25 protein-coding genes are annotated in these 22,997 nt (G+C 73.0%); 15 read left to right on the top strand and 10 right to left on the bottom strand.

What is annotated here, in order from left to right:
- Positions 1-19 precede the first annotated feature (19 nt).
- Genes ASG94_RS02080 through ASG94_RS02070 form a run of 3 tightly spaced genes read left to right on the top strand, consistent with a single transcriptional unit; the run spans position 20 to position 2,600 of the window.
- Complete coding sequence (locus tag ASG94_RS02080; RefSeq protein WP_056924771.1) at positions 20-1,189, top strand: ArsA family ATPase; 1,170 nt, start codon at positions 20-22, stop codon at positions 1,187-1,189.
- Positions 1,186-1,653, top strand: a complete 468-nt coding sequence (locus ASG94_RS21935; RefSeq protein WP_056924770.1) for a hypothetical protein — start codon at positions 1,186-1,188, stop codon at positions 1,651-1,653. The genes ASG94_RS02080 and ASG94_RS21935 overlap by 4 nt, the downstream gene beginning before the upstream one ends.
- Positions 1,650-2,600 (top strand): ROK family glucokinase, encoded by a 951-nt coding sequence (locus ASG94_RS02070; RefSeq protein ID WP_235537092.1) that lies wholly within the window; start codon positions 1,650-1,652, stop codon positions 2,598-2,600. The genes ASG94_RS21935 and ASG94_RS02070 overlap by 4 nt, the downstream gene beginning before the upstream one ends.
- A 16-nt stretch (positions 2,601-2,616) precedes the next feature.
- Here ASG94_RS02070 and ASG94_RS02065 read toward each other — a convergent pair whose 3' ends face one another.
- Positions 2,617-3,816 carry a pilus assembly protein TadG-related protein gene (locus ASG94_RS02065; RefSeq protein WP_056924769.1) on the bottom strand — a complete coding sequence of 400 codons (1,200 nt, stop codon included), beginning with the start codon at positions 3,814-3,816 and terminating at the stop codon, positions 2,617-2,619.
- On the bottom strand, positions 3,813-4,238 hold the full coding sequence (locus ASG94_RS02060) for a TadE family protein (RefSeq protein ID WP_056924768.1): 426 nt from the start codon (positions 4,236-4,238) through the stop codon (positions 3,813-3,815). The genes ASG94_RS02065 and ASG94_RS02060 overlap by 4 nt, the downstream gene beginning before the upstream one ends.
- 175 nt (positions 4,239-4,413) lie before the next feature.
- On the opposite strand from ASG94_RS02060, the gene ASG94_RS02055 reads away from it, so the two are divergent.
- A complete protein-coding gene (locus tag ASG94_RS02055) occupies positions 4,414-5,385 on the top strand; it encodes an ROK family protein (protein ID WP_235537091.1) in 972 nt (323 codons plus the stop codon).
- Here the strand turns inward: ASG94_RS02055 and ASG94_RS02050 are convergent.
- The 3 genes from ASG94_RS02050 to ASG94_RS02040 are packed head-to-tail and all read right to left on the bottom strand — an operon-like array spanning position 5,370 to position 7,929.
- A complete protein-coding gene (locus ASG94_RS02050) occupies positions 5,370-6,596 on the bottom strand; it encodes an ornithine cyclodeaminase (protein WP_082623876.1) in 1,227 nt (408 codons plus the stop codon). The two genes, ASG94_RS02055 and ASG94_RS02050, sit on opposite strands and share 16 nt — an antisense overlap.
- A 29-nt stretch (positions 6,597-6,625) precedes the next feature.
- Positions 6,626-7,054 carry a hypothetical protein gene (locus ASG94_RS02045; RefSeq protein WP_156411377.1) on the bottom strand — a complete coding sequence of 143 codons (429 nt, stop codon included), beginning with the start codon at positions 7,052-7,054 and terminating at the stop codon, positions 6,626-6,628.
- Positions 7,055-7,110: 56 nt separating this feature from the next.
- Positions 7,111-7,929 carry an alpha/beta hydrolase gene (locus ASG94_RS02040; RefSeq protein ID WP_235537090.1) on the bottom strand — a complete coding sequence of 273 codons (819 nt, stop codon included), beginning with the start codon at positions 7,927-7,929 and terminating at the stop codon, positions 7,111-7,113.
- A gap of 61 nt (positions 7,930-7,990) precedes the next feature.
- On the opposite strand from ASG94_RS02040, the gene ASG94_RS02035 reads away from it, so the two are divergent.
- From ASG94_RS02035 to ASG94_RS02025, 3 genes are read left to right on the top strand one after another with little or no spacing between them, the layout of a single operon-like run.
- Complete coding sequence (locus ASG94_RS02035; protein WP_056924765.1) at positions 7,991-8,797, top strand: lysophospholipid acyltransferase family protein; 807 nt, start codon at positions 7,991-7,993, stop codon at positions 8,795-8,797.
- Positions 8,794-9,954, top strand: coding sequence for a MacS family sensor histidine kinase (macS, locus tag ASG94_RS02030; protein WP_056926226.1), 1,161 nt, complete (start codon positions 8,794-8,796; stop codon positions 9,952-9,954). Before ASG94_RS02035 ends, macS begins: the two co-directional genes overlap by 4 nt.
- The gene (locus ASG94_RS02025) at positions 9,951-10,472 is read left to right on the top strand and encodes a flavin reductase family protein (RefSeq protein WP_056924764.1); all 522 of its coding nucleotides are present in this window, start codon (positions 9,951-9,953) and stop codon (positions 10,470-10,472) included. Before macS ends, ASG94_RS02025 begins: the two co-directional genes overlap by 4 nt.
- 4 nt (positions 10,473-10,476) lie before the next feature.
- Here ASG94_RS02025 and ASG94_RS02020 read toward each other — a convergent pair whose 3' ends face one another.
- From ASG94_RS02020 to ASG94_RS02010, 3 genes are read right to left on the bottom strand one after another with little or no spacing between them, the layout of a single operon-like run.
- Positions 10,477-11,172, bottom strand: a complete 696-nt coding sequence (locus ASG94_RS02020) for a hypothetical protein (protein ID WP_056924763.1) — start codon at positions 11,170-11,172, stop codon at positions 10,477-10,479.
- The gene (locus ASG94_RS02015; RefSeq protein ID WP_056924762.1) at positions 11,169-11,846 is read right to left on the bottom strand and encodes a class F sortase; all 678 of its coding nucleotides are present in this window, start codon (positions 11,844-11,846) and stop codon (positions 11,169-11,171) included. Before ASG94_RS02015 ends, ASG94_RS02020 begins: the two co-directional genes overlap by 4 nt.
- Positions 11,843-12,631 (bottom strand): DUF4397 domain-containing protein, encoded by a 789-nt coding sequence (locus ASG94_RS02010; RefSeq protein ID WP_162260776.1) that lies wholly within the window; start codon positions 12,629-12,631, stop codon positions 11,843-11,845. The genes ASG94_RS02015 and ASG94_RS02010 overlap by 4 nt, the downstream gene beginning before the upstream one ends.
- A 414-nt stretch (positions 12,632-13,045) precedes the next feature.
- Here ASG94_RS02010 and ASG94_RS02005 point away from each other — a divergent pair, with 414 nt between their 5' ends.
- From ASG94_RS02005 to ASG94_RS01990, 4 genes are read left to right on the top strand one after another with little or no spacing between them, the layout of a single operon-like run.
- Positions 13,046-13,726, top strand: coding sequence for a response regulator (locus ASG94_RS02005; RefSeq protein ID WP_056924760.1), 681 nt, complete (start codon positions 13,046-13,048; stop codon positions 13,724-13,726).
- Positions 13,719-14,591, top strand: a complete 873-nt coding sequence (locus ASG94_RS02000) for an arylamine N-acetyltransferase family protein (RefSeq protein WP_056924759.1) — start codon at positions 13,719-13,721, stop codon at positions 14,589-14,591. The genes ASG94_RS02005 and ASG94_RS02000 overlap by 8 nt, the downstream gene beginning before the upstream one ends.
- Positions 14,588-15,058 carry a GNAT family N-acetyltransferase gene (locus ASG94_RS01995; protein WP_162260775.1) on the top strand — a complete coding sequence of 157 codons (471 nt, stop codon included), beginning with the start codon at positions 14,588-14,590 and terminating at the stop codon, positions 15,056-15,058. Before ASG94_RS02000 ends, ASG94_RS01995 begins: the two co-directional genes overlap by 4 nt.
- Positions 15,055-15,945: a hypothetical protein gene (locus ASG94_RS01990; protein ID WP_056924757.1), complete on the top strand. Its 891-nt coding sequence runs from the start codon at positions 15,055-15,057 to the stop codon at positions 15,943-15,945. The genes ASG94_RS01995 and ASG94_RS01990 overlap by 4 nt, the downstream gene beginning before the upstream one ends.
- On the opposite strand, the gene ASG94_RS01985 is transcribed toward ASG94_RS01990, so the two are convergent.
- Both ASG94_RS01985 and ASG94_RS01980 read right to left on the bottom strand, forming a co-directional pair.
- Positions 15,935-17,083 (bottom strand): FGGY family carbohydrate kinase, encoded by a 1,149-nt coding sequence (locus ASG94_RS01985; protein WP_082623873.1) that lies wholly within the window; start codon positions 17,081-17,083, stop codon positions 15,935-15,937. The two genes, ASG94_RS01990 and ASG94_RS01985, sit on opposite strands and share 11 nt — an antisense overlap.
- Positions 17,080-17,898 carry a DUF1028 domain-containing protein gene (locus ASG94_RS01980; protein ID WP_056924756.1) on the bottom strand — a complete coding sequence of 273 codons (819 nt, stop codon included), beginning with the start codon at positions 17,896-17,898 and terminating at the stop codon, positions 17,080-17,082. Before ASG94_RS01980 ends, ASG94_RS01985 begins: the two co-directional genes overlap by 4 nt.
- 53 nt (positions 17,899-17,951) lie before the next feature.
- On the opposite strand from ASG94_RS01980, the gene ASG94_RS01975 reads away from it, so the two are divergent.
- The 4 genes from ASG94_RS01975 to ASG94_RS01960 all read left to right on the top strand — a co-directional run bounded on the left by ASG94_RS01975 (position 17,952) and on the right by ASG94_RS01960 (position 22,985).
- On the top strand, positions 17,952-18,764 hold the full coding sequence (locus ASG94_RS01975; RefSeq protein WP_056924755.1) for an HAD-IIA family hydrolase: 813 nt from the start codon (positions 17,952-17,954) through the stop codon (positions 18,762-18,764).
- Positions 18,765-18,989: 225 nt separating this feature from the next.
- Positions 18,990-20,018, top strand: coding sequence for a 6-phosphofructokinase (locus ASG94_RS01970; protein ID WP_056924754.1), 1,029 nt, complete (start codon positions 18,990-18,992; stop codon positions 20,016-20,018).
- Positions 20,019-20,101: 83 nt separating this feature from the next.
- A complete protein-coding gene (locus ASG94_RS01965) occupies positions 20,102-21,553 on the top strand; it encodes an APC family permease (RefSeq protein WP_056924753.1) in 1,452 nt (483 codons plus the stop codon).
- A gap of 76 nt (positions 21,554-21,629) precedes the next feature.
- Positions 21,630-22,985 (top strand): class II 3-deoxy-7-phosphoheptulonate synthase, encoded by a 1,356-nt coding sequence (locus tag ASG94_RS01960; RefSeq protein WP_056924752.1) that lies wholly within the window; start codon positions 21,630-21,632, stop codon positions 22,983-22,985.
- Positions 22,986-22,997: the final 12 nt, after the last annotated feature.

Here is a 22,997-nt window from a genome sequence, read left to right as displayed (position 1 = left end):
ACGGCCTCGATCTCCCACGGTGCGCATCCTCCTCTTCACCGGCAAGGGCGGCGTCGGCAAGTCGACCGTCGCGGCGGGCACGGCGGCCCTCGCCGCCGCTCGCGGCCTGCGCACGCTCGTGCTGTCCACGGACGCCGCGCACTCGCTGGCCGACGCCTTCGGCGTCGAGGTCGGTGCCGAGCCCACCCGGGTGGCGCCCGGCCTGCACGTGCAGCAGGTCGACGCCCAGCTGCGCTTCGAGCAGTCCTGGGCGGAGATCCAGGGCTACCTCCTGAGCGTGCTCGACGTCGCGGGCGTGGACCGGGTCGCTGCCGAGGAGCTCGCCGTCCTCCCCGGCGCCGAGGAGGTCCTCGCCCTGCTGGAGCTGCGGGTGCACGCGCTGTCGGGGGAGTGGGACGTCATCGTCGTCGACTGCGCACCGACCGCCGAGACGCTGCGGCTGCTCGCGCTCCCGGAGGCGCTCGGGTGGTACATGGAGCGCGTCTTCCCCGTGGAGCGACGCATCGTCAAGGCGCTGCGTCCGGTCCTGAGCCGGGCCGCGGGGGTCCCGATGCCCACGGACACCGTCTTCGACGCGCTCCAGCGCCTCCACGACGAGCTCGACGAGGTCCACGCACTGCTCACCGGTCCGGAGTCCAGCGTCCGGGTGGTGCTGACCCCGGAGTCCGTCGTGCTGGCCGAGGCCCGGAGGTCGCTCACGATGCTGTCGCTCTTCGGCTACCGCGTCGACGGAGTGGTGGTCAACCGCATCTTCCCGGACGCCGAGGCCGACGAGTGGCGGGCGGGATGGGTCCGCGCGCAGCGGTCGGTGCTGGCCGAGGTGAGGGAGTCGTTCGCCGGAGTGCCGCTGTGGCGCTCCCTCTACCGGGCGGGAGAGCCGATGGGCGTCGACGCCCTGCGGGAGCTCGCCGACGAGGTGTACGACGGGTCCGACCCGCTCGCCGTACCCGCCGGCCGTGGCCCGTTCACGGTGAGTCGGACGGCCGCCGGGCCGGTGCTCGGGCTGAGCCTGCCGCACGCGTCGCTGGACGACGTCGACCTCGCGCGCCACGGCGACGAGCTGGTGGTGACGGTGGGGTCGTATCGTCGCCTCCTGACCCTCCCGCCGGGGCTGGCCCGCCATCGGGTCGCCGCAGCCCGCGTGCAGGACGGGGTGCTGCAGGTGAGGTTCGAGGAGGAGACCGCGTGACACGCCCACACGGTGACGACGGCGCTCCGGACCCCGAGGTCGGCAGCCTTGCCGAGGAGACGGCCAAGCTGCTCGGCGCCCTGTCCGGCTGGGCCCGCGAGCACGGCGCCGATGCCGCCCACGGGACCAGCGGCCTCGCCGACCACCTGGTGGACCAGGTCGCCGGCGCGGCCCACCAGGTCGGCGAGCACCTCGACACCGGGGCCCCCGAGTGCACCGTGTGCCCGATCTGCCGGACCGTGCACGCGGTCCGTCAGCTGAGCCCCGAGGTGAAGGCGCACCTGGCCGTGGCAGCCTCCTCGCTGGTGCAGGCCGCGGCCGGCGTGCTCGCGACGGTCGCCCCCGACCCCGGGAGCGGTCCGGACGCCGAGCCGGACGCCCACCCGCGGCGCAGCAGCGGGCGTCGTACCGACCCTGTGCAGAAGATCGTCCTCGACGAGGACTGGCCCGAGGAGGACTCGTGAGCAGCAACGGACTGGCCTGCGGCATCGACGTCGGCGGCACCAAGATCGCCGGCGGTGTCGTGGACGGTGACGGCCGCATCCTGGAGGAGCTCAAGGTGGAGTCCCCCGCGGAGGACGTCGAGGCCATCGAGCGCGCCATCGCCGGCCTGGTCACCGAGCTCAGCTCGCGCCACGACGTCACCTGTGTCGGGGTCGGCGCGGCGGGCTACGTCGACAACACCCGCTCGCGCGTCTACTTCGCCCCCAACCTGGCGTGGCGCGACATCGACCTCAAGGCCGAGCTCGAGCAGCACGTGGACCTCCCGGTCGTCGTCGAGAACGACGCCAACGCGGCGGCGTGGGGCGAGTTCGCGTTCGGGGCGGGCCGGCACGTCGACGACTTCCTGCTCGTGACGGTCGGCACCGGCGTCGGCGGTGGGATCGTCCTGGACGGCCACCTGCACCGCGGTGCCTTCGGGGTCGCCGCGGAGATCGGCCACATGCGCGTCGTCCCGGGCGGCGTCATGTGCGGCTGCGGCAACCGTGGCTGCCTGGAGTCCTACGGCTCGGGCACGGCGCTCGTCCGCGCGACGCGGGAGGCGGCCCAGGGGCCGTCGTTGCTCGCTCGCGGACTGATCGATCGTGCCGGGGGCGACCCGGCGGCCATCGACGGTCCGATGATCACTGCGGCCGCGCAGGACGGCGACCCGTTCGCGATCGACCAGCTCGCCGACCTCGGCACCTGGCTGGGGGAGGGCATCGCCTCCCTCGCCGCCGTGCTGGACCCGGCCATGGTCGCGATCGGCGGCGGGGTCAGCGAGGCCGGCGACCTGCTCGTCGAGCCGATCCGGACGGCCTTCCGCCGTCAGCTCACCGGCCGGGGGCACCGGCCGGTGGCGGAGGTCGTGCTGGCCGAGCTCGGCAACAAGGCCGGGCTCATCGGTGCGGCCGACCTGGCCCGACGCTGACGGTGGCGGAGCTGCCTCAGCTGGTCAGTCGGCTGCGCCGCAGGCCGCCGTCGCAACCGGCACCCAGCGCACACTCGGACTCGCTGTTGGACCCGCTCGTCCGCGCCTGCGTCAGCTTGATGACGAGGTAGTTGTTGGCGTTGCTCCCGTCGGGGTCCGCGGCCGCGAGGTACGGGTTGCCCGCACACGCCCCGGTCGTGCGGTGGTACTTCTCCCGGTCGCTGAAGTGGTAGCCGCAGACGACGGCGGAGACCAGCTTGTAGACCGGAAAGACGGTGTTGGTGCCGGTGCCGCTGGAGGTGTCGTCGGAGCACTGCGGTGACACGCAGAAGACCGGGAAGATGCTCTCGGTCGAGTTGTCGACGAGGTACTTCCACGACTCGGCGATGTGGCCGGAGTCGAGGCTGCCGGGGTCACCGCTCATGCACGTCTCGGACCCGACGGGGGCCGAGGGGCACGCGTCCTCGAGCACCACGGTGAGGGTGCCCGGGGTGGAGGCGTCCGCCTGTCCCGGGATCACGGAGACGGGCTCACTGCACCCGTTCTTGATCTGCGTCTCGAGCACGGTGGTGGCGCCGCCGCGCTCCTCCGGGCAGTCGAGGGTCCACCAGTTGCCGGCACTCCTGGGCTTCGGGCACTGGGCGGGGGACCGGGTGCCGTTCTCGGGGTAGAAGATCCTGATGAAGTCGCCGGTCTGGTCGACGTACGGCGGCGCCAGGGCGGCCGAGCACAGCGCCAGCGGGCGCACGTTCTGGGTGGCGATGGGTGCCACGTCGACGGTGGCCTCGGCCCGACGATCGGTCCGGATCGTGTTCCCGCTGCCGGCGAGCGGGCCGAAGGAGGACGAGGTGGTGCCCTCGACGCCGTACTCGACGACGAGCACCCTCAGCGCCGGGTCGCAGCGGACCCTGAACTCCGTCTCCGCGGACGCGGGCAGGTAGGTCTCGCGGTTGAGCCGGCGGTACTCGTCCGCGGCGGCGTGGGCCCGGGTGATCGCGGCGGAGTTGGAGATCACGTTGTTGCAGGTGCCCGGGTACTGCGTCAGCACCTGCGCCGCGGCGAGGGCGCCGGCGTCCGCCGCCTTCTGCAGGTTGCGCTTGCTCATGTAGGCCTGTCCCAGGTCGATCGTGAACCCGGACAGCACGAGCAGGATGGTCGCCAGCAGCGCGACGAGCACCAGGGTCGCGCCCTGCTCGTCCCTGGGGCGGCGCCTCATGAGTACTCGCACTGGAACTCCCCCCGGCTGGTCCACGTCATCGTCCTCGGGACTCCCGGCAGCATCCACGGGAAGATGAACTTGGACTTGAAGGTGCCGACGACCGTGATCCGGTCGCCGAAGGCGCTGCCCTCGCAGGTGTTGCGGCCCGAGAACGAGATGGACACGACCTCGCCCTGTCGCGCGATCGCAGAGTCGTTGAAGGACGACGTGGCCTCGGTCGTCGGAGTGGTTCCCGTGTCGACCACGGCGGCTCGCGCCGCCTGGCGCACGGCGTTGTCGAGGGCGAGCTTCTGCGAGAACGCCATCCCGAAGTTGACGATGCCGCCGAGGATCATCAGGAGCGGGATCACGACCAGCGCGAACTCGAGCGCCGCGGCCCCGCGTTCACCACGTCTCCGACGTGAGAGCACTGTGCGCATTCCGACCCCTCGATCACCATGTCCGGCGGATATCAGATCGAGAGTAGGGAGCGCCGGGCGCACCCGGCAGGCATGCGACCCGAAATGACCCGGGTGACCACCCGCAGTAGTCACTTCGGGCCATGCCCGCGGTCCCGGCGGTCTGGACATCGCCGCATGCGACAGGATCGGGGCCGTGACAACCGCGATGGAACGGGTCTGGATCGGCGTCGACGTCGGGGGCACCAAGGTGCTCGCCGGGGTGGTCGACGAGCACGGACGCGTCGTCCGCACGGCACGCCGGGCCACTCCCGGTCGCCGGGTCGACACGGTGCGGGTCGAGGACGCCCTCGTGCAGGCCGTGCTCGAGGTGGCCGGCGGCTCGCCGATCGCGGGCGTGGGCGTGGCCGCCGCCGGGTTCGTCGACGCGTCGGGTGGTCGCGTCATGTTCGCCCCGCACCTCCCGTGGCAGGGCGACGCGGTGCGGGACAGGCTGGCGGACCGCTGGGGCGTTCCGGTCACCCTGGACAACGACGCCAACGGCGCCGCCGTCGCGGAGTGGACGTACGGCGCGGCGCGGGGTGCGCGGTCGGCCATCGTCGTCACCCTGGGGACAGGCATCGGCGGCGGCATCATCATCGACGACCACCTGGTGCGCGGCGCCAACGGCATGGCGGGCGAGTTCGGCCACATGCAGGTCGTCCCGGGCGGCCAGGCGTGCGAGTGCGGCGGGCGGGGCTGCTGGGAGCAGTACTCCTCCGGCAACGCGCTGGTCCGCTTCGCCCGCGCCAGGATGGGGGAGCAGCCGAGCGTGCTGGAGGAGGCGACCGGTGGCAATCCCGAGCTGGTGACCGGTCCGATGGTCACCGCGGCCGCCGAGGACGGCGACCTGGTGGCCCGCCAGGCCTTCGCCAGCGTCGGGGACTGGCTCGGTGTCGGCGTCGCCAACCTCGTCGCGGCGTTCGACCCCGAGGTGGTCGTCATCGGCGGTGGCGTCTCGGCCGCGGGGGACCGGCTGCTCGAGCCGGCCCGCACCGCGCTGGTGCGCTCGCTGGTGGGCGCGGCGCACCGCACGGTCCCGCCACTGGTCGCGGCGCAGCTGGGCCCCGAGGCCGGCCTGGTGGGGGCCGCCGAGCTGGCCCGCCGCCAGGCTCAGGCGCGGCGGTAGTCCGGGACCAGCTCGCCCGCCAGCTGCTCGAGGAAGAGGCCGACGTCGGTGACGATGCCCTTGGCGTGGCTCGACCCGCGGTCGGCGAGCTTGGTCACCGTCGCCGGGTTGATGTCCACGCACACCAGCGGGATCGACGCGGGCAGGATGTTGCCGGTCGCCACCGAGTGCAGCATGGTCGCCACCATCAGGCAGAAGCCGACGTCCTCGAGCTCGGCGCGCATCGCGCGCTGACCGACGATGACGTCGGTGTGGACGTCGGGCAGGGGGCCGTCGTCGCGGACCGAGCCGACGAGGACGAACTTCTTGTCGTGCTTCACCATCGCGTGCATGATCCCGCCGGTCAGCACGCCGGAGTCGACGGCCGCCTTGATGGACCCGGCCTTCCGGATCGTGTTGAGCGCCCGGATGTGGTGCTCGTGCCCGTGCTCGACCCCCTGGCCCTTGGCCAGGTCGACGCCGAGGCTGGTGCCGTACAGCGAGGACTCGATGTCGTGGGTGGCCAGCGCGTTGCCGGCGAAGAGCACGTCCACGAAGCCCGCGTCGACCATCGCCACCATCGCGGGGGCGGCACCAGTGTGCACGACGCCGGGGCCCCCGACCCACAGCACCTTCTTGCCCTCGGCCTTGGCCTCGCGCATGCCGTCGGCGACCTGGCGCACCAGCACGGCCTGCGGCTTCTCCGAGGACACGTCGGACTCCATGAAGCCGAACGCGTCGCTCGCCTTGTCCACCACGGGAGCGGTGACCCGGATGCCGGAGGCGCCGGTGACGACCTGCATGCCGACCTTCACGTCGGACATCGGGAGGGTGTGGATGCGCTCGCCCTCCACGACGAGGCCGCAGTCCATCTCGGGGTTCTCGACGTCGTACCAGCGGCCCTCGAGGCGCACCCGCGTGGGCAGGTTCGTCGTGGAGTAGAAGCCGTCGGGGAAGACGCCGTCCATGTCGGCCTCGGCGGTGCTCGCCTCGCCGGGGTCCGTCTGGTTGACGGCATGGGTCTGCAGCCGCATGAGCAGCCGCTGGAGCGCCTCGTCGTCGTCGGCCGTGACGGTGATCGTGGCGTGGCTGGTGTCGGTCTGCTCGTGCCCCAGGTCGATGTCCTTGATGACCCAGTCGCCGCCGTACTGGCGGATGTCGTCGAGGACGCGCGACAGGATGCCGCTGTCCATCAGGTGGCCGGTGACTTCGACGTTCTCGCTCACACTCACGCGGCCGACGATAGCGCCCGCGGGTCCGGTCAGATGCGGGAGCCGTCGTCCCAGGGCTCGCGCGGCTCGCGCGACATCGTCGCGACGAGGTAGACGAAGCCGCCGACGAACCACCCGAGCAGCAGGTAGTCGATGAGCGTCGGCAGGTCGAGGGTCGCCATGAGGCACACGAGCAGGATCACCGGGACCCCGAAGAGCCCGGCCCAGGCGATGGCCCGCGGGGGCGCCGGGCGGGGGATCGGAGGGGGCGGGGGTGGGACGTAGCGCTCCTCGGCGGCGGGACGCACGACCGCCACCTCGGCCACCGGCTCGGGATCAGGCTCGGGCTCCGGCGCGACGACCCGCGGCTCGGGTGCGGGGGCGTCGTCCACCTCGGGACGCTCGCCGTAGTTGTCGACGATCTCGCGCCAGGCCGCGTCCTCGCGCGTCCGCCGCTCGTCGTCGCCCCGTCCGCTCACGCACACACCGTAGCCCGCTCCCGGTCGTGGCGAGCGGGTCGACGAAGGTGACCTCGTCAGCCGGCGCTCACCCTGGCCACGAAGTCGGCGGACTCGGCGAAGATCGTCTCCGCGTCGTTGTCCAGGGTCGCGACGTGGTAGCTCTCGGTCAGCATCCGCTCGGTGAAGTCCCGCGAGGAGACGTTGCTGCGGATGATGTCCAGCGACGACGGGTCGACGACGTGGTCGACCGTCGACTTGAAGAGCAGCACCGGGGCGGTGACCCGGGCCAGGTCCGAGCGCAGCGGCTTCCAGCCCTCACGCATCATCGAGTCCGCGGCCCGCAGCGGGGTGCGCGTGTAGCCCAGCTCCTCGACGCCCGGCTTCTTGATGTCGTTGGCGATGCCCGGCATCGACGCCACGACCCGCTTGAGGACGGGCAGCGCCTTGACATCGAGGCGGGTGGTGTTGACGGCCGGGTTGACCAGCACCACGCCGGCCACCTCGTCGGGGTGGTCGGCGGCCAGTCGCAGCACGAGCGAGCCACCCATCGACAGACCGCCCACGACGACCGCGTCGTTCTCGGCGCGGAGCCTGGCGAACGTCCGCGACACCGCGTCGTACCAGTCCTGCCACCCGACCGTGTTGCAGTCCTGCCACGACGTGCCGTGCCCGGGCAGCAGCGGCACCTCCACGGCGTACCCCCTCTCGGCGAGGGCGGACCCCCACGGCTTCATCGAGTACGGCGAGCCGGTGAACCCGTGCTGGAGCAGCACGCCGACGCGACGACCGCCGGTCAGCTCGGGGCGCGCGGGCGCCGAGAAGGGGCGGGTGACCTCGGGGTCGACGGGCTCGACGGGGGCGGCCGCGCCGCCGCGCTTCAGGGGATTCCTCACGGGGGAAGTGTGCACCACGTACGGGCCCCCGAGGAGGCGCTTTCGGGGCTAGGCTCACCCCGTGCTGTATTGGTTCCTCAAGTCGGTCGCGCTCGGGCCGATCCTCCGCGTGGTCTTCCGCCCCAAGGCGTACGGCGTCGCCAACGTCCCCGAGGAGGGGGCCGCCATCCTGGCGAGCAACCACCTCTCGTACGCCGACTGGCTGTTCATGCCGCTGACGCTGAGCCGGCGCGTCACCTTCGTCGCCAAGGCGGAGTACTTCACCACCCCCGGCATCAAGGGCTGGTTCCAGAAGAAGTTCTTCTCCGGGGCCGGCCAGGTGCCCATCGACCGCTCCGGCGCCAACGCTGCCGAGGGCGCGATGAAGTCCGCGAAGAAGATCCTCGAGGCGGGCGGCCTCTTCGGCATCTACCCCGAGGGCACCCGCTCCCACGACGGCAAGCTCTACCGCGGCAAGACCGGCGTGGCCCGGCTCGCGCTCGAGACCGGCGCCCCGGTCGTCCCGTGCGCCGTCGTCGGCACCGACGTGGTGGCGCCGACCGGCAAGATCTTCGGCTCGTGGACCCGCCCGGTGGTGCGCTTCGGGCCGCCGCTCGACTTCTCGCGCTACGAGGGCCTGGAGAACGACCGCTACATCCTGCGCTCGATCACCGACGAGATCATGTACGAGATCATGCGGCTCTCCCAGCAGGAGTACGTCGACATGTACGCCAGCAAGGCCAAGGAGCTCTCCAAGGAGCAGGCCAAGGACCAGGCCGCCAAGGACCAGGCCGCCAAGGACCAGGCCGCCAAGGACCAGGCCGCCAAGGACCAGGCCGCCAAGGACCAGGCCGCCAAGGACCAGGCGCCCGAGAAGCAGGCGTCCTGACCGGCACCGCTCCGGGCGTCGACGAGCGGGCCGCGGTCGCGGTCGAGGACCGGCTCCACCGCGCGCTCGCGCTCGTCCGCGTCGTGGTGAGCATCAACATGGTCGCGCTCAACCTGTGGCGGCGCGACAACTTCGACCACCCGGCCCTCGGCGCCGCTGTGGTCGTCGTGGCCGTCGCGTGGACCGGTGTCGCCCTGTGGGGCTACGCCGAGGCACGACGTCGTACGCCGCTGCTCCTGGCCGTCGACCTGGCCGTGGCCGTGGGGGCGGTGGCGCTGACCCCGCTGGCGAAGGGGCCGGACTTCAACGCCACCATCCCCGGCTTCTGGGTGATCGGCGCGCTGCTCGCGTGGGCCGTGCACTGGCACTGGAAGGGCGGTCTCGCCGCCGCGGTGCTCCTCTCCGCGGCTGACATCGCCATCCGGGTCTCGGTGGACCAGCCGCTCGACCAGGGCAACTACGGCAACGTCTTCCTGCTCATGATCGGCGGTCCGATCGTGGGCTACATGTGCGCCTCGCTCCAGCAGATGGCCGTGGAGCGTGACGCCGCCCAGCGGGCCGCGGCGGCGGCCGAGGAGCGCACGCGACTGGCCCGCGCGGTCCACGACGGCGTGCTCCAGGTGCTCTCGCTCGTGCAGCGACGCGCCGGCGAGGCCGGGGGCGACCTCACCGAGCTCGGCCGCCTCGCGGGCGAGCAGGAGCGCAGCCTGCGGTCGCTGATCCGGCAGCAGGACACGGTGACGGCTCCGGGCTCCACCGTCGACCTGGCGGGCGCGCTGGAGCGACTGGCCACCGCGCACGCCGGCCGCGTCGACGTCGCCACCCCGGGGACCCCGGTGCCGGTCCCGGCCCACGTCGGGCACGAGGTGGTGGCGGCCGTGTCGGCCTGCCTGGACAACGTCCGCGTCCACGTCGGCGACGGCGCCCCCGCCTGGGTGCTGCTCGACGCCGTCCCCGGCGAGGTGGTCGTCTCGGTCCGCGACGACGGTCCGGGCATCCCCGCCGGCCGGCTCGAGACCGCGGCCGCGTCCGGGCGCCTCGGCGTGGGCCAGTCCATCCGCGGCCGCATCGCCGACCTCGGCGGCACGGCGCGGCTGGACACCGGGTCGTGGGGGACCGAGTGGGAGCTGACCGTGCCGCTGGAGGCGACCTCGTGACCATCCACTCCGACCACCCGTTCGCCGACCCCGAGGGCTCCCGCGACGCCGCGCGCCGGCTGCGGGGCCGGCTCTCGGCCCGGGTCGGCCTGTGGACCACCGGTTCCGGCCGGACGCGTTGCGGGCTCACCGTCTCGTCCATGCTCGTCGTCGGCGGGGAGCCACCCCTCGTCGTGGGGCTGGTCGACCCCGACTCGGACCTTGGGGAGTCCCTCGAGGTGGGGGACAGGGTCGTCGTGCACCTGCTGGAGTGGCAGCACCGCGACCTCGCCGAGCAGTTCGCCGGCCTGATGCCGGCGCCCGGCGGGACCTTCGCGGCCGCCACGTGGGAGCAGACCCCGGCGGGGCCGCGGCTGGTCGACGCGTCCACGTGGGCAGCCTGCACCGTGACCGACGTACGGCTCCTCGGCTGGTCGCTGGAGGTGGTGTGCACGCTCGACGAGGTCGTCATCGGCGCCGACGAGGAGCCCCTGGTCCACCGGCGAGGACGCTATGTCCGCCCGGCCGCCGAGGACTGAGCGATCACTCCAACGTCACCTGGGCGAGCACCAGGTCGTCGGCCCGCTCGCCGGTGAGGTCGACGGTCCACGCCGTCGCGTCGTCCTGGGTCCCGCACGGTGTGGACGCGGCCCCCGGCACCGGTGGCGAGCAGGCCAGGGACAGCACCTCGGCGGCGAGGACCGAGCGGGTGACGCGCGCCGATGGGGGCTCGTAGGTGACGTCCAGCGACGAGACGCGCACCAGGCCCCGGCCGGGTGCCGACGTGCTGGTCTCGACCGCGCCGGTCAAGCGGTAGCGGACCTGGACCGAGCGGGTCCCGAGGAACGTGTAGGTGCGACTCGGCCCGTCGACGAGGGGAGGGGTCGTCGTCTCCTCTCCGTCCACCGTCACGTGCACGTCCTCGACGCCGACGGTGCCGGTGCCGGTCGCGGACGGCACGGTGAGCTGGACGGTGAACAGCAGCACGCTGCTCTGGATCCACTGGGTGACCTCGAGGTCGCCGGACGGGAGCACCTCGGTGCGGACGTAGGTCTCGTCGGGGGAGAGTGGTCGCGGGGGCGTGGCTGCCCGGGCGGCCTTGCTGCTGAGGGTGAGGGCCGGGGTGTCGCCGGAGGTCAGGCGGACCGCGAGCATGACGAGCGTGGTGACCAGCAGGCCGAGGAACACGGCGCCCACGAGGAGGACGCGCGGGGTTCCGAGGCCGTCGACGTCGCTCATCTGCCCGCGCCCCGGGTGGCGGCGGACACCGGCACGGCCGTGACCACCGCCAGCCGCTGGTAGCCGCCGCGACTGCGGACGTACGGCGGCGCGCAGGTGACCATCGTGAGCCGCCGCGGCCCGCTGGGCGCGAAGAGACCTGTACGACGGGTGAGCGGCCCCTGCGGGACCAGGCGCAGCGAGCGCACCTCGAACGTCTGCGTCAGCCCGTCCGAGTCCAGGCGGACGCGCTCGCCGCCGGCCAGGGTGAGCAGCTCGGCGAACGGTCCGAGGCCCTGCGTGCGCGAGTCGACGTGGGCGGCCACCAGCGTGGAGCCGAAGGGGTCGCCCAGCCGGGCACCGCCGTCCCACCATCCCGCCACCGAGATGTCTCCCGGCACGCCCAGCAGGCCGCTGCGCGTGGTCGACGCGGACCGGACGGGTACGACGACGCCGCTGGGCAGCCGGACGGCCACCGGCCGCTGGGGCCGGACCGCGGAGGTCGCCCGCTGCGCGGGCGTCACCGGCACGGTGGACGCGGATGCGGTGGACCCCGACGCGGGGGCCGGCGACGCGGACGCTGCCGCGGCCGGCTCCCGCGCCTCCTGCCCCTGGCCGGGGCCGGGGGTGCAGCCGGCCAGGGCGAGCAGCACGAGCACCGGGACGGCCGCGGCGCGGCCCCCGGACACGTTCATCTGCCCGGGTGGAAGGCCGTGACCGCGAGGTCGCCGGCAAGGCCCGCCGAGCCGGTGTCGATGGTGGTCGGGCGCACGGCGCCGTCGGCGGCTAGCGTCGAGGTGTGCGCGATGACGTTCATCGAGCCGTCGCGCGGGTTGCCGTAGGCGTAGATCATCGACAGGGTGCGCGCGTCGAGGGGCACCTGCAGCGGTCCGAGGATCGGCTTGCCGGTGCCTCCGGTCGGCAGCAGCGCGACCTCGTGGGTGCCCGCCGGGACCTCGGCCTCGGCGTACTCGCCGTTGGCGATGTTGGTGAAGACGGTCTCGCCGTTGACCTCCACGTCGGCCGGGGCGACCGTCGCGGTGTGCGCGAGCACGACGCGGGCCTTGCCGGGGCCGATCTCGCCGGTCGGGGCGGCGTAGGAGTGGACGACGGGGTCGCCGCCGACCTCCGCCGGCAGGTGCAGCACGACGTCGGTGCTGTCGCCGGCGGTGACGTCCAGGCTCGAGGCCACCTCCATGCCGTCGCCGGTGAAGGTCACCTCGTGGCTGCCCGGTGCGAGGTCGAAGGGCCCCAGCAGGTCACCGACCACGGCGCCCCGCGCCACCGAGCGGCCGTCGACGGAGACGTCCACCGTGGCTCCCGGCACGGCCTGCACGACGGTGAGGTGCGCCGGGGTGGCCTTGCCCGACTGGCCGGCGTGCGCCGAGGGGCCACTGGCCTGGCCCGGCGGGCCGACGCCGATCAGGAGCAGCAGCAGGGCCGACGACGCGGCCAGGGCCAACGACAGTGCACGCCTCATCCGAACATCCCCCGGCAGATGACGGCCCGCGTCCCGAGCCCCGGCCTTCACCACACCACCGGCGGCGTGGGCCGGACAACCCCACGATGGGGTAATCCGCCGCTGAGCGAGCGCCACTGGAGCGGTCGCGGCTCCGGTTGGCGCGGCCTCAGCTGGCGGCGTACGACAGGGCCGGCCGACCGCGGGGGCGGGCGTGGTCTGAACCCAGGGTGGCGGCAGATCGCTGGGTGGTCGTCCAGAGTGGCGGCACATGCTCCGGACGGGGCGGTCATCCCTGCAATGTGCCGCCACCTTGCCGTCGCGCGGGACGGGATCCCGAGCGTGGCCAGACCCAGGCGGCGTACGACGTCTGGAACGCCGATCGGCCAGTCACCGTGGTGTGGACGCCCGACCGGCGTGTGTAGGTTCGCGGTCATGACCAGCGGGACGACCAGTGGGACGACGAGTGGGACGACGAGGGTGATGGTCGTCGACGACCACCCGATGTGGCGCGACGCGGTCGAGCGTGACCTCGCGGCGGCCGGGTTCGAGGTGGTGGCCGTGGCGGCCGACGGGCACCAGGCGCTGGCGCGCTTCCCCGCCGCCCGCCCGGACGTCGTGGTGCTCGACCTGCAGATCCCCGGACCGAACGGGGTCGAGGTCACCGCCCAGGTGCTCCGGCACGACCCGGCGGCGCGGGTGCTCATCCTCTCCGCGTCCGGCGAGCAGTCCGACGTGCTCGAGGCGGTCAAGGCGGGTGCCACCGGCTACCTCGTCAAGAGCGCCTCGCGCGAGGAGCTGCTCGACGCCGTACGCCGCGTAGCCGCCGGCGACACGGTCTTCACCCCCGGCCTCGCCGGGCTGGTGCTCGGCGAGTTCCGCCGGATGGCGGAGGGCCCGACCGACGACCCGCGCGACGAGCTGACGGAGAGGGAGACCGAGATCCTCAAGATGGTCGCCAAGGGCCTGTCCTACAAGCAGATCGCCGAGCGCCTCGTCATCTCGCACCGCACCGTGCAGAACCACGTGCAGAACACCCTGCGCAAGCTCCAGATGAACAACCGTGTCCAGCTCACCCGCTGGGCGATCGAGCACGGCCTCGACGACGATGAGTGACGCCTACCTCGCGCGCCTGGGCATCACCACGCGACCGGCGCCGACGCTCGAGGCGTTGCGCGCGCTCCACCGGGCCCACGTCGAGCGGATCCCCTACGACAACCTCTCCATCATGCTGGGCCGCCCCGATCCGGCGGACGTCGACGCCTGCGTCGAGCGGGCCGGCGGCGGGGGCCGGCTCGGCTACTGCTTCCAGCACAACACCGCGCTGGAGGCCCTGCTCGTCGACCTGGGCTACCGGGTGAGCCGCCGGCACGGCCACGTGTGGACCCGCCCCGAGCAGCGCCTCGACGCCGCCCTCAACCACCTCGTCCTCGTCGTCAGCGGCCTGCCCGACGAGGACAACCCCGGCGGGCACTGGTGGGTCGACGCCGGTCTCGGCGACGGCTTCGCCGAGCCGCTGCCCCTGGTGCGGGGCGAGCACCACCTCGACGGTTTCCGCTACACGATCGGGGCCGGGTACGGCGCCCAGGCCGCCGGTCGTCCCACGGGACCGGCGGCGTGGACCTTCGACCACGACCCGTCCGGCGCGTTCACCGGCGTCGTCGTCACCGAGCGCCCGAGCGACCCCGCGGCCGTCGCCGCGGCGCACCAGCGGCTGAGTGCCGGACCGGACTCGCCGTTCCTCACCAAGCTCGTCGTCCAGCGACGTGACGGCGGGGCCACCCTCACACTCCGCGGGTGCCTGCTCACCGAGCAGACCGCCACCGGCCGCGTCGAGACCGAGCTGACGTCGTACGACGAGTGGCGCGACGCCCTGGTCGGGCGCCTCCTGCTGCCGGTCGGCGCCCACGAGGACCTCACCGGCCTGTGGGACCGGACGCGCGCGAGCCACGCGGCCTGGACCGCGGCGGGACGCCCGTGACGGCCGCGAGCGGCTGGCGCACGGCCGGCCCCGGCGACGCGCCCGGGCTGCGCGACCTCGAGCGGGCGGCCAACCTGGTCGGGCTCGCGCACGTCTTCCCGGCCGACCGCTTCCCGTTCCCCGACGACGCGGTGCTCGCGCGCTGGGCCCTGGTGCTCGACGACCCCGGGGTGGTGGTCGAGGTGGTCGACGGGGAGGCCGGGCTGCTCGCGCTCGCGGCGTACGACGACGGGTCGCTGCGCCACCTCGCCGTGCACCCGGACGCCTGGGGGACCGGGCTGGGCCGCGCCGGCGTCGCCCGCGCGGTGGCGCACGGTGCGCGACGGCTCTGGGTGCTGGACGACAACCACCGGGCCCGGCGTCTCTACGAGCGCCTCGGCTGGGGGCCGACGGGGGTGGAGCAGGAGTGCCCGTGGGTGCCGCACCCCACCGAGCTCGAGTACGCGCTCCTAGGATCGACGGCGTGACCGACCCGCTCCTCGAGCTCGCCGACGGGCTCTACACGCTCCCGCTCGGGGAGTTCACCCCGGCGCGGGACGCGCTGGTCAAGGAGCACAAGGCCGACAAGGAGCTGGCCGCCCGGATCAGGTCGCTGCGCAAGCCGTCGCTCGCGGCGTGGGTCGTCAACCTGCTCGTACGCCGCGACGCCGGGCAGGTCGACCAGGTCCTCCAGGTCGGTACGGCGCTGCGCGAGGCCCAGGCCAACCTCGACGGGGAGGAGCTGCGCGCCCTGACCCGACAACGCCGGCAGCTGACGGCGGCCGTCACCACGCAGGCGCGCGGGCTGGCCCGGGAGGAGGGCGTCAAGGTGACCCCGGCGGTGGCGGACCAGGTCGAGGCGACGCTGACGGCCGCCATGGTCGACGAGGGAGCGGCGCAGGCGGTCCGCAGCGGGATGCTGGTCGCGGCGCTGGTGGCCACCGGCGTCGGCGAGGTCGACGTGGCGCCCGCGCTGGCCGTCCCGGAGGCGCTGGGCTTCACCGCCACGGCGCGCGAGCCGGAGCCGGTCGGACGTCCCGAGCTGCACGTCGTACCCGACCCGGAGGCGGACGCCAAGGCGGTCCGGGCCGCCGAGGAGCGGCTGGAGGCCGCGACCTCCGAGCAGGCCGAGGCGCGTGAGGCGGCGGCCGCGGCGGCGCAGGACGTCGAGGAGCTGCAGGCCCGGTCCCTCCAGCTCCAGGCGGAGCTCGACGAGCTGCGGCGCAAGGTCTCCGAGCTTGAATCCGCCCAGGAGGAGAACGACGACGAGCTGGCCGACGCCGAGGACGTGCGCTCGGAGGCCGACGACACCCTGCGCGAGGCGGAGCGGGCCGTGGCCGCCGCCGAGGCCGCGCTGGAGAAGCTCAGCCGCTGACCGGCTCGAAGCGGCGGTCCAGCGCCCACACGTCGCGCACGCCGTCGAGGGAGTCCCACACCCCGTCGCCGAGCCCGGCGAGCAGCGCGACGCCGAGTGCGGGCGTCCCGCCGGCCTGCCCTCGCTCGACCGGCAGTCCCGTCCGGTCGGCCATGGCCTGGCACGCCACGTCGTCGCCGGCCCCCGCGCCGTCGACGCGCAGGCGCCGCACCGAGGGCACCGCCTCCAGCACGTCCCGCCCACCGAGCGGGCCCTCGAGGGCGTAGGTCGGCTCGCCGACCGGCGAGCGCCACGCGACGGTCGGGAGCAGCCCGGCTACCGGCTGCTCGAGGACGGGGCCCGTGCTGAGGAGGATCGACGGGTCGGGGCCGAGGGCGCACAGGGCGTCCCCGGGCTCGAGGCACCCCCGGGCGACGAGCGCGGCCGACCGGTCCCCGGCGACGCCCGCGATCGGCAGCTCGAGACCGAGGAAGACCCGCGGCTCGGACGCGGCGACCTCGCCCCAGGAGGGGACGAGGTCGGGCAGGGCGTCGCGGGGGACGCCGAACACCCCGCACAGCTCGTCCGACCAGCCGCCGGTGCGCAGGTCGAGGAGGCCGGTGCTGCTCGCGTTGGACACGTCGCTCGCGTGCCAGGTGCCCCGGGTCATCCGGGCGACGAGGTAGGAGTCGAGGGTGCCGACGGCGTACCGGCCGGACTCCACCAGCGCCCAGGTGTGGGGCTCGTGCTCGGCCAGCCACGTCAGCGTGCTGGCGAAGGACGGGCCGAGGCGCAGTCCGGCGACGCGCTCCTGGACTCCCTCGGCCCGCATCCGCGCGACGATCTCGGTCGTACGCCGGTCCTGCGACCCGATCGCGGGTCGCGGGGACCCGAGGGTCTCGCGGTCCCACAGCACCACGGTCCCGCGCTGGTTGGTGACGCCGAGGGCCGTCACGTCGGTGGCGTCGGTGGAGGCGAGGACCTCCCGGGTCGCGCGGAGGGTCGCCTGCCAGATGTCCTCGGGAGCGTGCTCGACCCACCCGGGACGGGGGGCGTGCCGGACCAGCTCGTGGCCGGCGGTGCTGACGATCCGGCCCCGGGGGTCGACCACGACGGCGGTGACCTCCGTCGTGGCGGCGTGGATCGCCAGGAGGCTCACTGCGGGTCGCCGCGCAGGATGGCCAGCACGCGGCGGTCGATCCAGGTGCCGCCGTCGTCGACGCGCATCTCGTAGTTCTCGCTGCCGACCCACGAGCGCAGGTCCGGGTGGCCCTGCGCCTGCACGAGCCCGGCGATCTCGTCGTCGAGCTCGGGGGTGATCGCGACCTTCTCGTCCTCGGTCGAGGCGGTGAGGTAGAGGTCGTTGAGGTCGAGCAGCCGGGCGAGCTCGCCGACCGGCGCCGGGTGGTCGTCGACCCGCAGGTCGACGGCGACGTCGTCGCCCGCGCCGTACCCCGCGTCCTCGCGGACGACGAGGAGGGCCGCGGCCTGGCGTCCCCGCCTGTCGCCGCCGGCCTCGTCGCCGGCGCGCAGCGCGTCGAGCAACCGCCGCTCGATCGGCCGGCCGGCCGACCCCTGCCAGGAGAGCTCCATGGCCCGGACGACCTCGGGCCCGGTGAGGATGTTGCCCTGGATCGCGTAGCCGGGCCCGGTCACGCCGCCCGCCCAGTCGTAGCACTCCGCGCCGGTGTGCGTCGCCGCGTTGCCGTCGGAGTCGACGATCCCGGCCTGGCGGTGCTCGGGCTTGTCGTCCTCCTCGACCAGCCGGGCCAGCGCCACCTCGGCGGTCGCGCCGTCGTCGAGGTGCGCCAGCGCCACGAACTTCCAGGCCACGTTGGCCTCGGCCTGCGTCGCGATGGCCCCCACCTTCGCCACGGCTGCGGGGACGGCCGACCCGACCGCGAGGAACTTGGAGGCGACGGCCACGCCCCAGGACTCGCCGTCGTCGGAGCGGGCCACGATGGAGAACGTCATGGCCCGACCCTAGTGGCGTGGGCCGAGGGGTCGGGAGGCGACACAATGGCGCCATGACGACCCAGGTGCCGCTCGAGTCCCGCCCCATCGAGACGTGGTTGACCGACATGGACGGCGTGCTGGTCCACGAGGAGCACGCCATCCCCGGCGCCGCCGACTTCGTCGAGGCGCTCAAGGCGTCCGGTCGCCGGTTCCTGGTGCTGACCAACAACTCGATCTTCACCCCGCGCGACCTGCGAGCCCGGCTGCTCGGCAGCGGCATCGACGTCCCCGAGACGGCGATCTGGACCTCCGCGCTGGCCACCGCCCAGTTCCTCGCCGACCAGCGGCCGGAGGGCACGGCGTACGTCGTGGGGGAGGCGGGGCTGACCACCGCGATGCACGACATCGGCTACGTGATGACCGACCGCGACCCCGACTACGTGGTGCTGGGGGAGACGCGCACCTACTCCTTCGAGGCGATCACCCGGGCGATCCGGCTCATCGAGGCCGGCGCCCGCTTCATCGCCACCAACCCCGACGTGAGCGGTCCCAGCCAGCAGGGCACCCTGCCGGCCACCGGCTCGGTGGCCGCGCTCATCACCACGGCGACCGGTCGGGCGCCGTACTACGTGGGCAAGCCCAACCCGCTGATGATGCGCAACGCGCTCAACCGCATCGACGCCCACTCCGAGACCACCGTGATGGTGGGCGACCGGATGGACACCGACATCGTCTCGGGCCTCGAGGCCGGGCTGCGCACCATCCTGGTCACCACCGGCTCGACCCGTCCCGACCAGGTCGAGACGTTCCCGTACCGCCCCAGCCAGGTCGTGGACTCGGTCGCCGACCTCGTCGCCATGGTGGCGCCGCCGGCCGAGGACTGACCCGGACCGGCGAGGGTGCGGCCCGCACTTCCGAGCGAGTGCGTGGAAGTGCAGGGTCCTGGCGGGCTGCCGGGGTGTTCTTCCGCTCAGGTGAGTGGAAGTTCAGGGCGGCGTCCGGGCGGCGGGACGGACCCGTTGGCAGCGGAGGTGAGGAGTGACTACGCTCACAAGGTCTTTGATCGATCCAACACGGTCGGCGACCCAGCCAACACAGAGGAGATCAGCATGCGCGTCGGAGTGCTCACCGGAGGTGGGGACTGCCCCGGCCTCAACGCCGTCATCCGGGCGGTCGTCCGCAAGGGCGTGCAGGGTCACGGCTTCGAGTTCGTGGGCTACCGCGACGGCTGGAAGGGCCCCCTCGAGGGACTCACCATGGAGCTCGGCGTCGAGCAGTGCCGCGGCATCCTCCCGCGCGGCGGCACGATCCTGGGCTCGAGCCGCACCAACCCCTTCAAGGTGGACGGGGGCGTGGAGCGCATCAAGGCCAACCTCGAGCGCGACGGCGTCGACGCGCTCGTGGCCATCGGCGGCGAGGACACCCTCGGTGTCGCGACCAAGCTCGCCGACCTCGGCGTCGACGTCGTGGGCGTGCCCAAGACGATCGACAACGACCTGTCGGGCACCGACTTCACGTTCGGCTTCGACACCGCGGTCAACATCGCCACCGAGGCCATCGACCGCCTGCACACCACCGCGGAGTCGCACCACCGCGTCCTCGTCGTCGAGGTGATGGGTCGTCACGCCGGGTGGATCGCGCTGCACTCCGGGATCGCGGGCGGCGCGAGCATGGTCCTCATCCCCGAGCAGCCCTTCGACATCGACGACGTCTGCGCCCGGGTCGAGACGCGCTTCGAGAGCAAGTACGCCCCGATCATCGTGGTCTCCGAGGGCGCCGTGCCGCGCGACGGTGGCGACATGACGCTGGTCAGCGGCGAGCTCGACGCCTTCGGGCACGTCCGCCTGGGCGGCATCGGCGACCGGCTCGCCGGCGAGATCGAGCAGCGCACCGGCAAGGAGGCCCGCGCGGTCGTCCTGGGCCACATCCAGCGCGGCGGCACGCCCACGGCCTTCGACCGCTGGCTGGCCACCCGCTTCGGGCTCAACGCCATCGACGCGGTCGCCGACGGGGACTTCGGGACGATGATGGCGCTGCGCGGGACGAAGATCGAGCGACTCCCGCTCATCGAGGGCACCGGCGAGCTCAAGCTGGTCAGCGAGCAGGAGTACGCCGAGGCGCAGGTCTTCTTCGGCTGACCGCGTCAGCGGGGGTGCTTGCCTTGACCCCCTCGCGAGTCCAGAGTGAGGGAATTCATCACGACTCTCGAGGGGGAGTGGCCATGAGCAGCCGCACTGCCGAGCCCGACGTCAACGGCCCGGAGCCCGACCTCAAGCGGGTGATGGGCCCCAAGCTGCTGTTGCTGTTCATCGTCGGCGACATCCTCGGGGCGGGCGTGTACGCCGTCACCGGCAAGCTGGCCGGGCAGGTCGGCGGCATCGCCTGGCTGCCCTTCCTGGTCGCCTTCGCGGTGGCCACGGTGACGGCGTTCTCCTACCTCGAGCTGGTCACCAAGTACCCCCAGGCGGCCGGTGCCGCGCTCTACACGCACAAGGCCTTCGGCATCCACTTCGTCACGTTCCTGGTGGCGTTCACGGTGGTCTGCTCGGGCATCACCAGCGCGTCGACGTCGTCCAACCTGCTGGCGGCCAACCTGCTGATCGGCTTCGGCAACGACAGCCCGTCGACGACCACCACGCTGATCACCGCGATGCTCTTCATGGTGCTGCTGGCCGCGATCAACCTGCGCGGCGTGGGCGAGAGCGTGAAGTTCAACGTGCTGCTCACCATCGTCGAGATGACGGCACTGGCCATCGTCATCGCCATCGGCTTCTACGTCGTCGGCAAGGGCGACGCCGACCTGGGACGCATCACGGTCTTCGAGAACCCCGATGACAAGGGCCTGTTCATGGCCGTCACCGTCGCCACCGCCATCGCGTTCTTCTCCATGGTCGGCTTCGAGGACTCGGTCAACATGGTCGAGGAGACCCAGGACCCGATGCGCATCTTCCCGCGCACCATGCTCACCGGGCTGGGCATCGCGGTCGTCATCTACATGCTCGTCGCCGTCTCGGTGGTGGCCGTCATCCCGGCGGGCCAGATCGCCGAGCCGACCAACGCCGAGGCCGGGATCCTGCTCGACGTGGTCAAGATCGGGGTGCCGGACCTGCCGATCGACAAGCTCTTCCCGTTCCTCACCGTCTTCGCCGTCGCCAACACCGCCCTGATCAACATGCTGATGGCCAGCCGGCTCATCTACGGCATGGCCCAGCAGGACGTGCTGCCGCGCAGCCTCGGCAAGGTGCTGCCCGGACGCCGCTCGCCGTGGACCGCGATCCTCTTCACCACGCTGCTGGCGCTGGGCCTCATCACGGTGGTGACCCTGATGTCCGACAACTCGGTGGTCGGTGCCCTGTCGGGCACCACGGCCACGCTGCTGCTGGCGGTGTTCACGGTCGTCAACATCGCCTGCCTCGTGCTGCGCCGGGACCCGACACCGGAGAAGGCGTTCCGTGCCCCGACGTTCCTGCCGGTGGTCGGCGCCCTCTGCTGCGCCTACCTGCTCGGCCCCTGGGCGCGCACCGAGGCGGACATGATCCAGTACAAGATCGCGGGCGGCCTGCTGCTGCTCGGCATCGTGCTGTGGGCGCTCACGTGGCTGACCAACCGCGGCATCCGCGCCAAGAAGACCGGCTTCCGCGACATCGAGCGCATGGAGGATGACGCTCGCTGAGCGTGCCGGGCGGGCCGGGGGACCGCCCACCGGTCACGAGTCGGGCCGCGGCGCCCACCCGCCGTACCCTTGAGGGGTGAGCACCATCCCCACCCTCGACCAGCTGCACGCCCTCGGCGCGGCCCAGCAGCCGACGTACCCCGACCAGGCGGCGGTCGGCAAGGCCGTGGCACGGCTGCGCACCGCGCCCCCGCTCGTCTTCGCGGGCGAGTGCGACGAGCTCAAGGACAAGATCGCGGCCGTGAGCCGGGGCGAGGCGTTCCTGCTCGCCGGCGGCGACTGTGCCGAGACGTTCGACGGCGTGACCGCCGACAACGTCCGCAACAAGCTGCGGGTGCTGCTGCAGATGGCCGTCGTGCTGACGTACGCCGCGTCGGTGCCGGTCGTGAAGCTCGGCCGCATGGCCGGCCAGTACGCCAAGCCCCGCTCCAGCGACCTCGAGACCCGCGATACCCCCGACGGCCCGGTCACCCTGCCGGCCTACCGCGGCGACGCCGTCAACGGCTTCGAGTTCACCCCCGAGTCGCGCATCCCGGACCCCCAGCGCCTCGTGGACGTCTACAACTCGTCCGCGGCGACCCTCAACCTCGTCCGCGCCTTCGTGACCGGCGGCTACGCCGACCTGCGCCAGGTGCACACCTGGAACAACGACTTCGTCCGCGAGTCGCCCTACGCCCAGCGCTACGAGCTGATGGCCGGCGAGATCGAGCGCGCGCTGACCTTCATGAAGGCCATCGGCGCCGACCCCGACGAGTTCCACCGCGTCGACTTCCACGCCAGCCACGAGGCGCTGCTGCTGGAGTACGAGCACGCGATGACGCGCATCGACTCGCGCACCGAGCAGCCCTACAACGTCTCGGGCCACATGGTCTGGATCGGGGAGCGCACCCGCCAGATCGACGGCGCCCACGTGGAGTACTTCCGCCACATCCGCAACCCCATCGGGGTCAAGCTCGGCCCGACGGCCACCCCCGACGAGGCGCTCGCGCTGGCGGCCCGGCTCAACCCCGACAACGAGCCCGGCCGGCTCACCTTCATCACCCGCTTCGGTGCGGGCAAGGTCCGCGACGGCCTCCCGCCGCTGGTCGAGAAGGTCACCGCGGAGGGCGTGCAGGTGGCGTGGGTGAGCGACCCGATGCACGGCAACACCTTCGAGGCGTCGACCGGCTACAAGACGCGACGCTTCGACGACGTGCTGGACGAGATCCAGGGCTTCTTCGACGTGCACCGTGCTCTCGGCACCGTGCCCGGCGGGATGATGGTCGAGATGACCGGCGACGACGTCACCGAGATCGTCGGCGGTGGCGAGGAGATCGACGAGCACGGCCTCGCGCACCGCTACGAGTCGGTCGTCGACCCGCGGCTCAACCGGGTGCAGTCCCTCGAGCTCGCGTTCCTCGTCGCCGAGATGCTCCGAGCGCGCACGTCCTGAGGAACGAAGGAC

The organism is Nocardioides sp. Soil805 (genome assembly GCF_001429625.1).
Classification (GTDB): domain Bacteria; phylum Actinomycetota; class Actinomycetes; order Propionibacteriales; family Nocardioidaceae; genus Nocardioides.
The sequence above is the reverse complement of the archived record's forward strand: the minus strand, read 5'-3'. Positions and strand labels throughout refer to the sequence as shown.

What these genes read in the sequence shown, in the direction of transcription:
- ASG94_RS02000 (WP_056924759.1), top strand. Translation starts at nt 13,719, where the DNA reads ATGAGTGACGCCTACCTCGCGCGCCTGGGCATCACCACGCGACCGGCG.
- ASG94_RS02020 (WP_056924763.1), bottom strand. Translation starts at nt 11,172, where the DNA reads ATGAGCGACGTCGACGGCCTCGGAACCCCGCGCGTCCTCCTCGTGGGC.
- ASG94_RS01975 (WP_056924755.1), top strand. Translation starts at nt 17,952, where the DNA reads ATGACGACCCAGGTGCCGCTCGAGTCCCGCCCCATCGAGACGTGGTTG.
- ASG94_RS02065 (WP_056924769.1), bottom strand. Translation starts at nt 3,816, where the DNA reads ATGAGGCGCCGCCCCAGGGACGAGCAGGGCGCGACCCTGGTGCTCGTC.
- ASG94_RS02005 (WP_056924760.1), top strand. Translation starts at nt 13,046, where the DNA reads ATGACCAGCGGGACGACCAGTGGGACGACGAGTGGGACGACGAGGGTG.
- ASG94_RS02015 (WP_056924762.1), bottom strand. Translation starts at nt 11,846, where the DNA reads ATGAACGTGTCCGGGGGCCGCGCCGCGGCCGTCCCGGTGCTCGTGCTG.
- ASG94_RS01970 (WP_056924754.1), top strand. Translation starts at nt 18,990, where the DNA reads ATGCGCGTCGGAGTGCTCACCGGAGGTGGGGACTGCCCCGGCCTCAAC.
- ASG94_RS01980 (WP_056924756.1), bottom strand. Translation starts at nt 17,898, where the DNA reads ATGACGTTCTCCATCGTGGCCCGCTCCGACGACGGCGAGTCCTGGGGC.
- ASG94_RS02060 (WP_056924768.1), bottom strand. Translation starts at nt 4,238, where the DNA reads ATGCGCACAGTGCTCTCACGTCGGAGACGTGGTGAACGCGGGGCCGCG.
- ASG94_RS02010 (WP_162260776.1), bottom strand. Translation starts at nt 12,631, where the DNA reads ATGAGGCGTGCACTGTCGTTGGCCCTGGCCGCGTCGTCGGCCCTGCTG.
- ASG94_RS01965 (WP_056924753.1), top strand. Translation starts at nt 20,102, where the DNA reads ATGAGCAGCCGCACTGCCGAGCCCGACGTCAACGGCCCGGAGCCCGAC.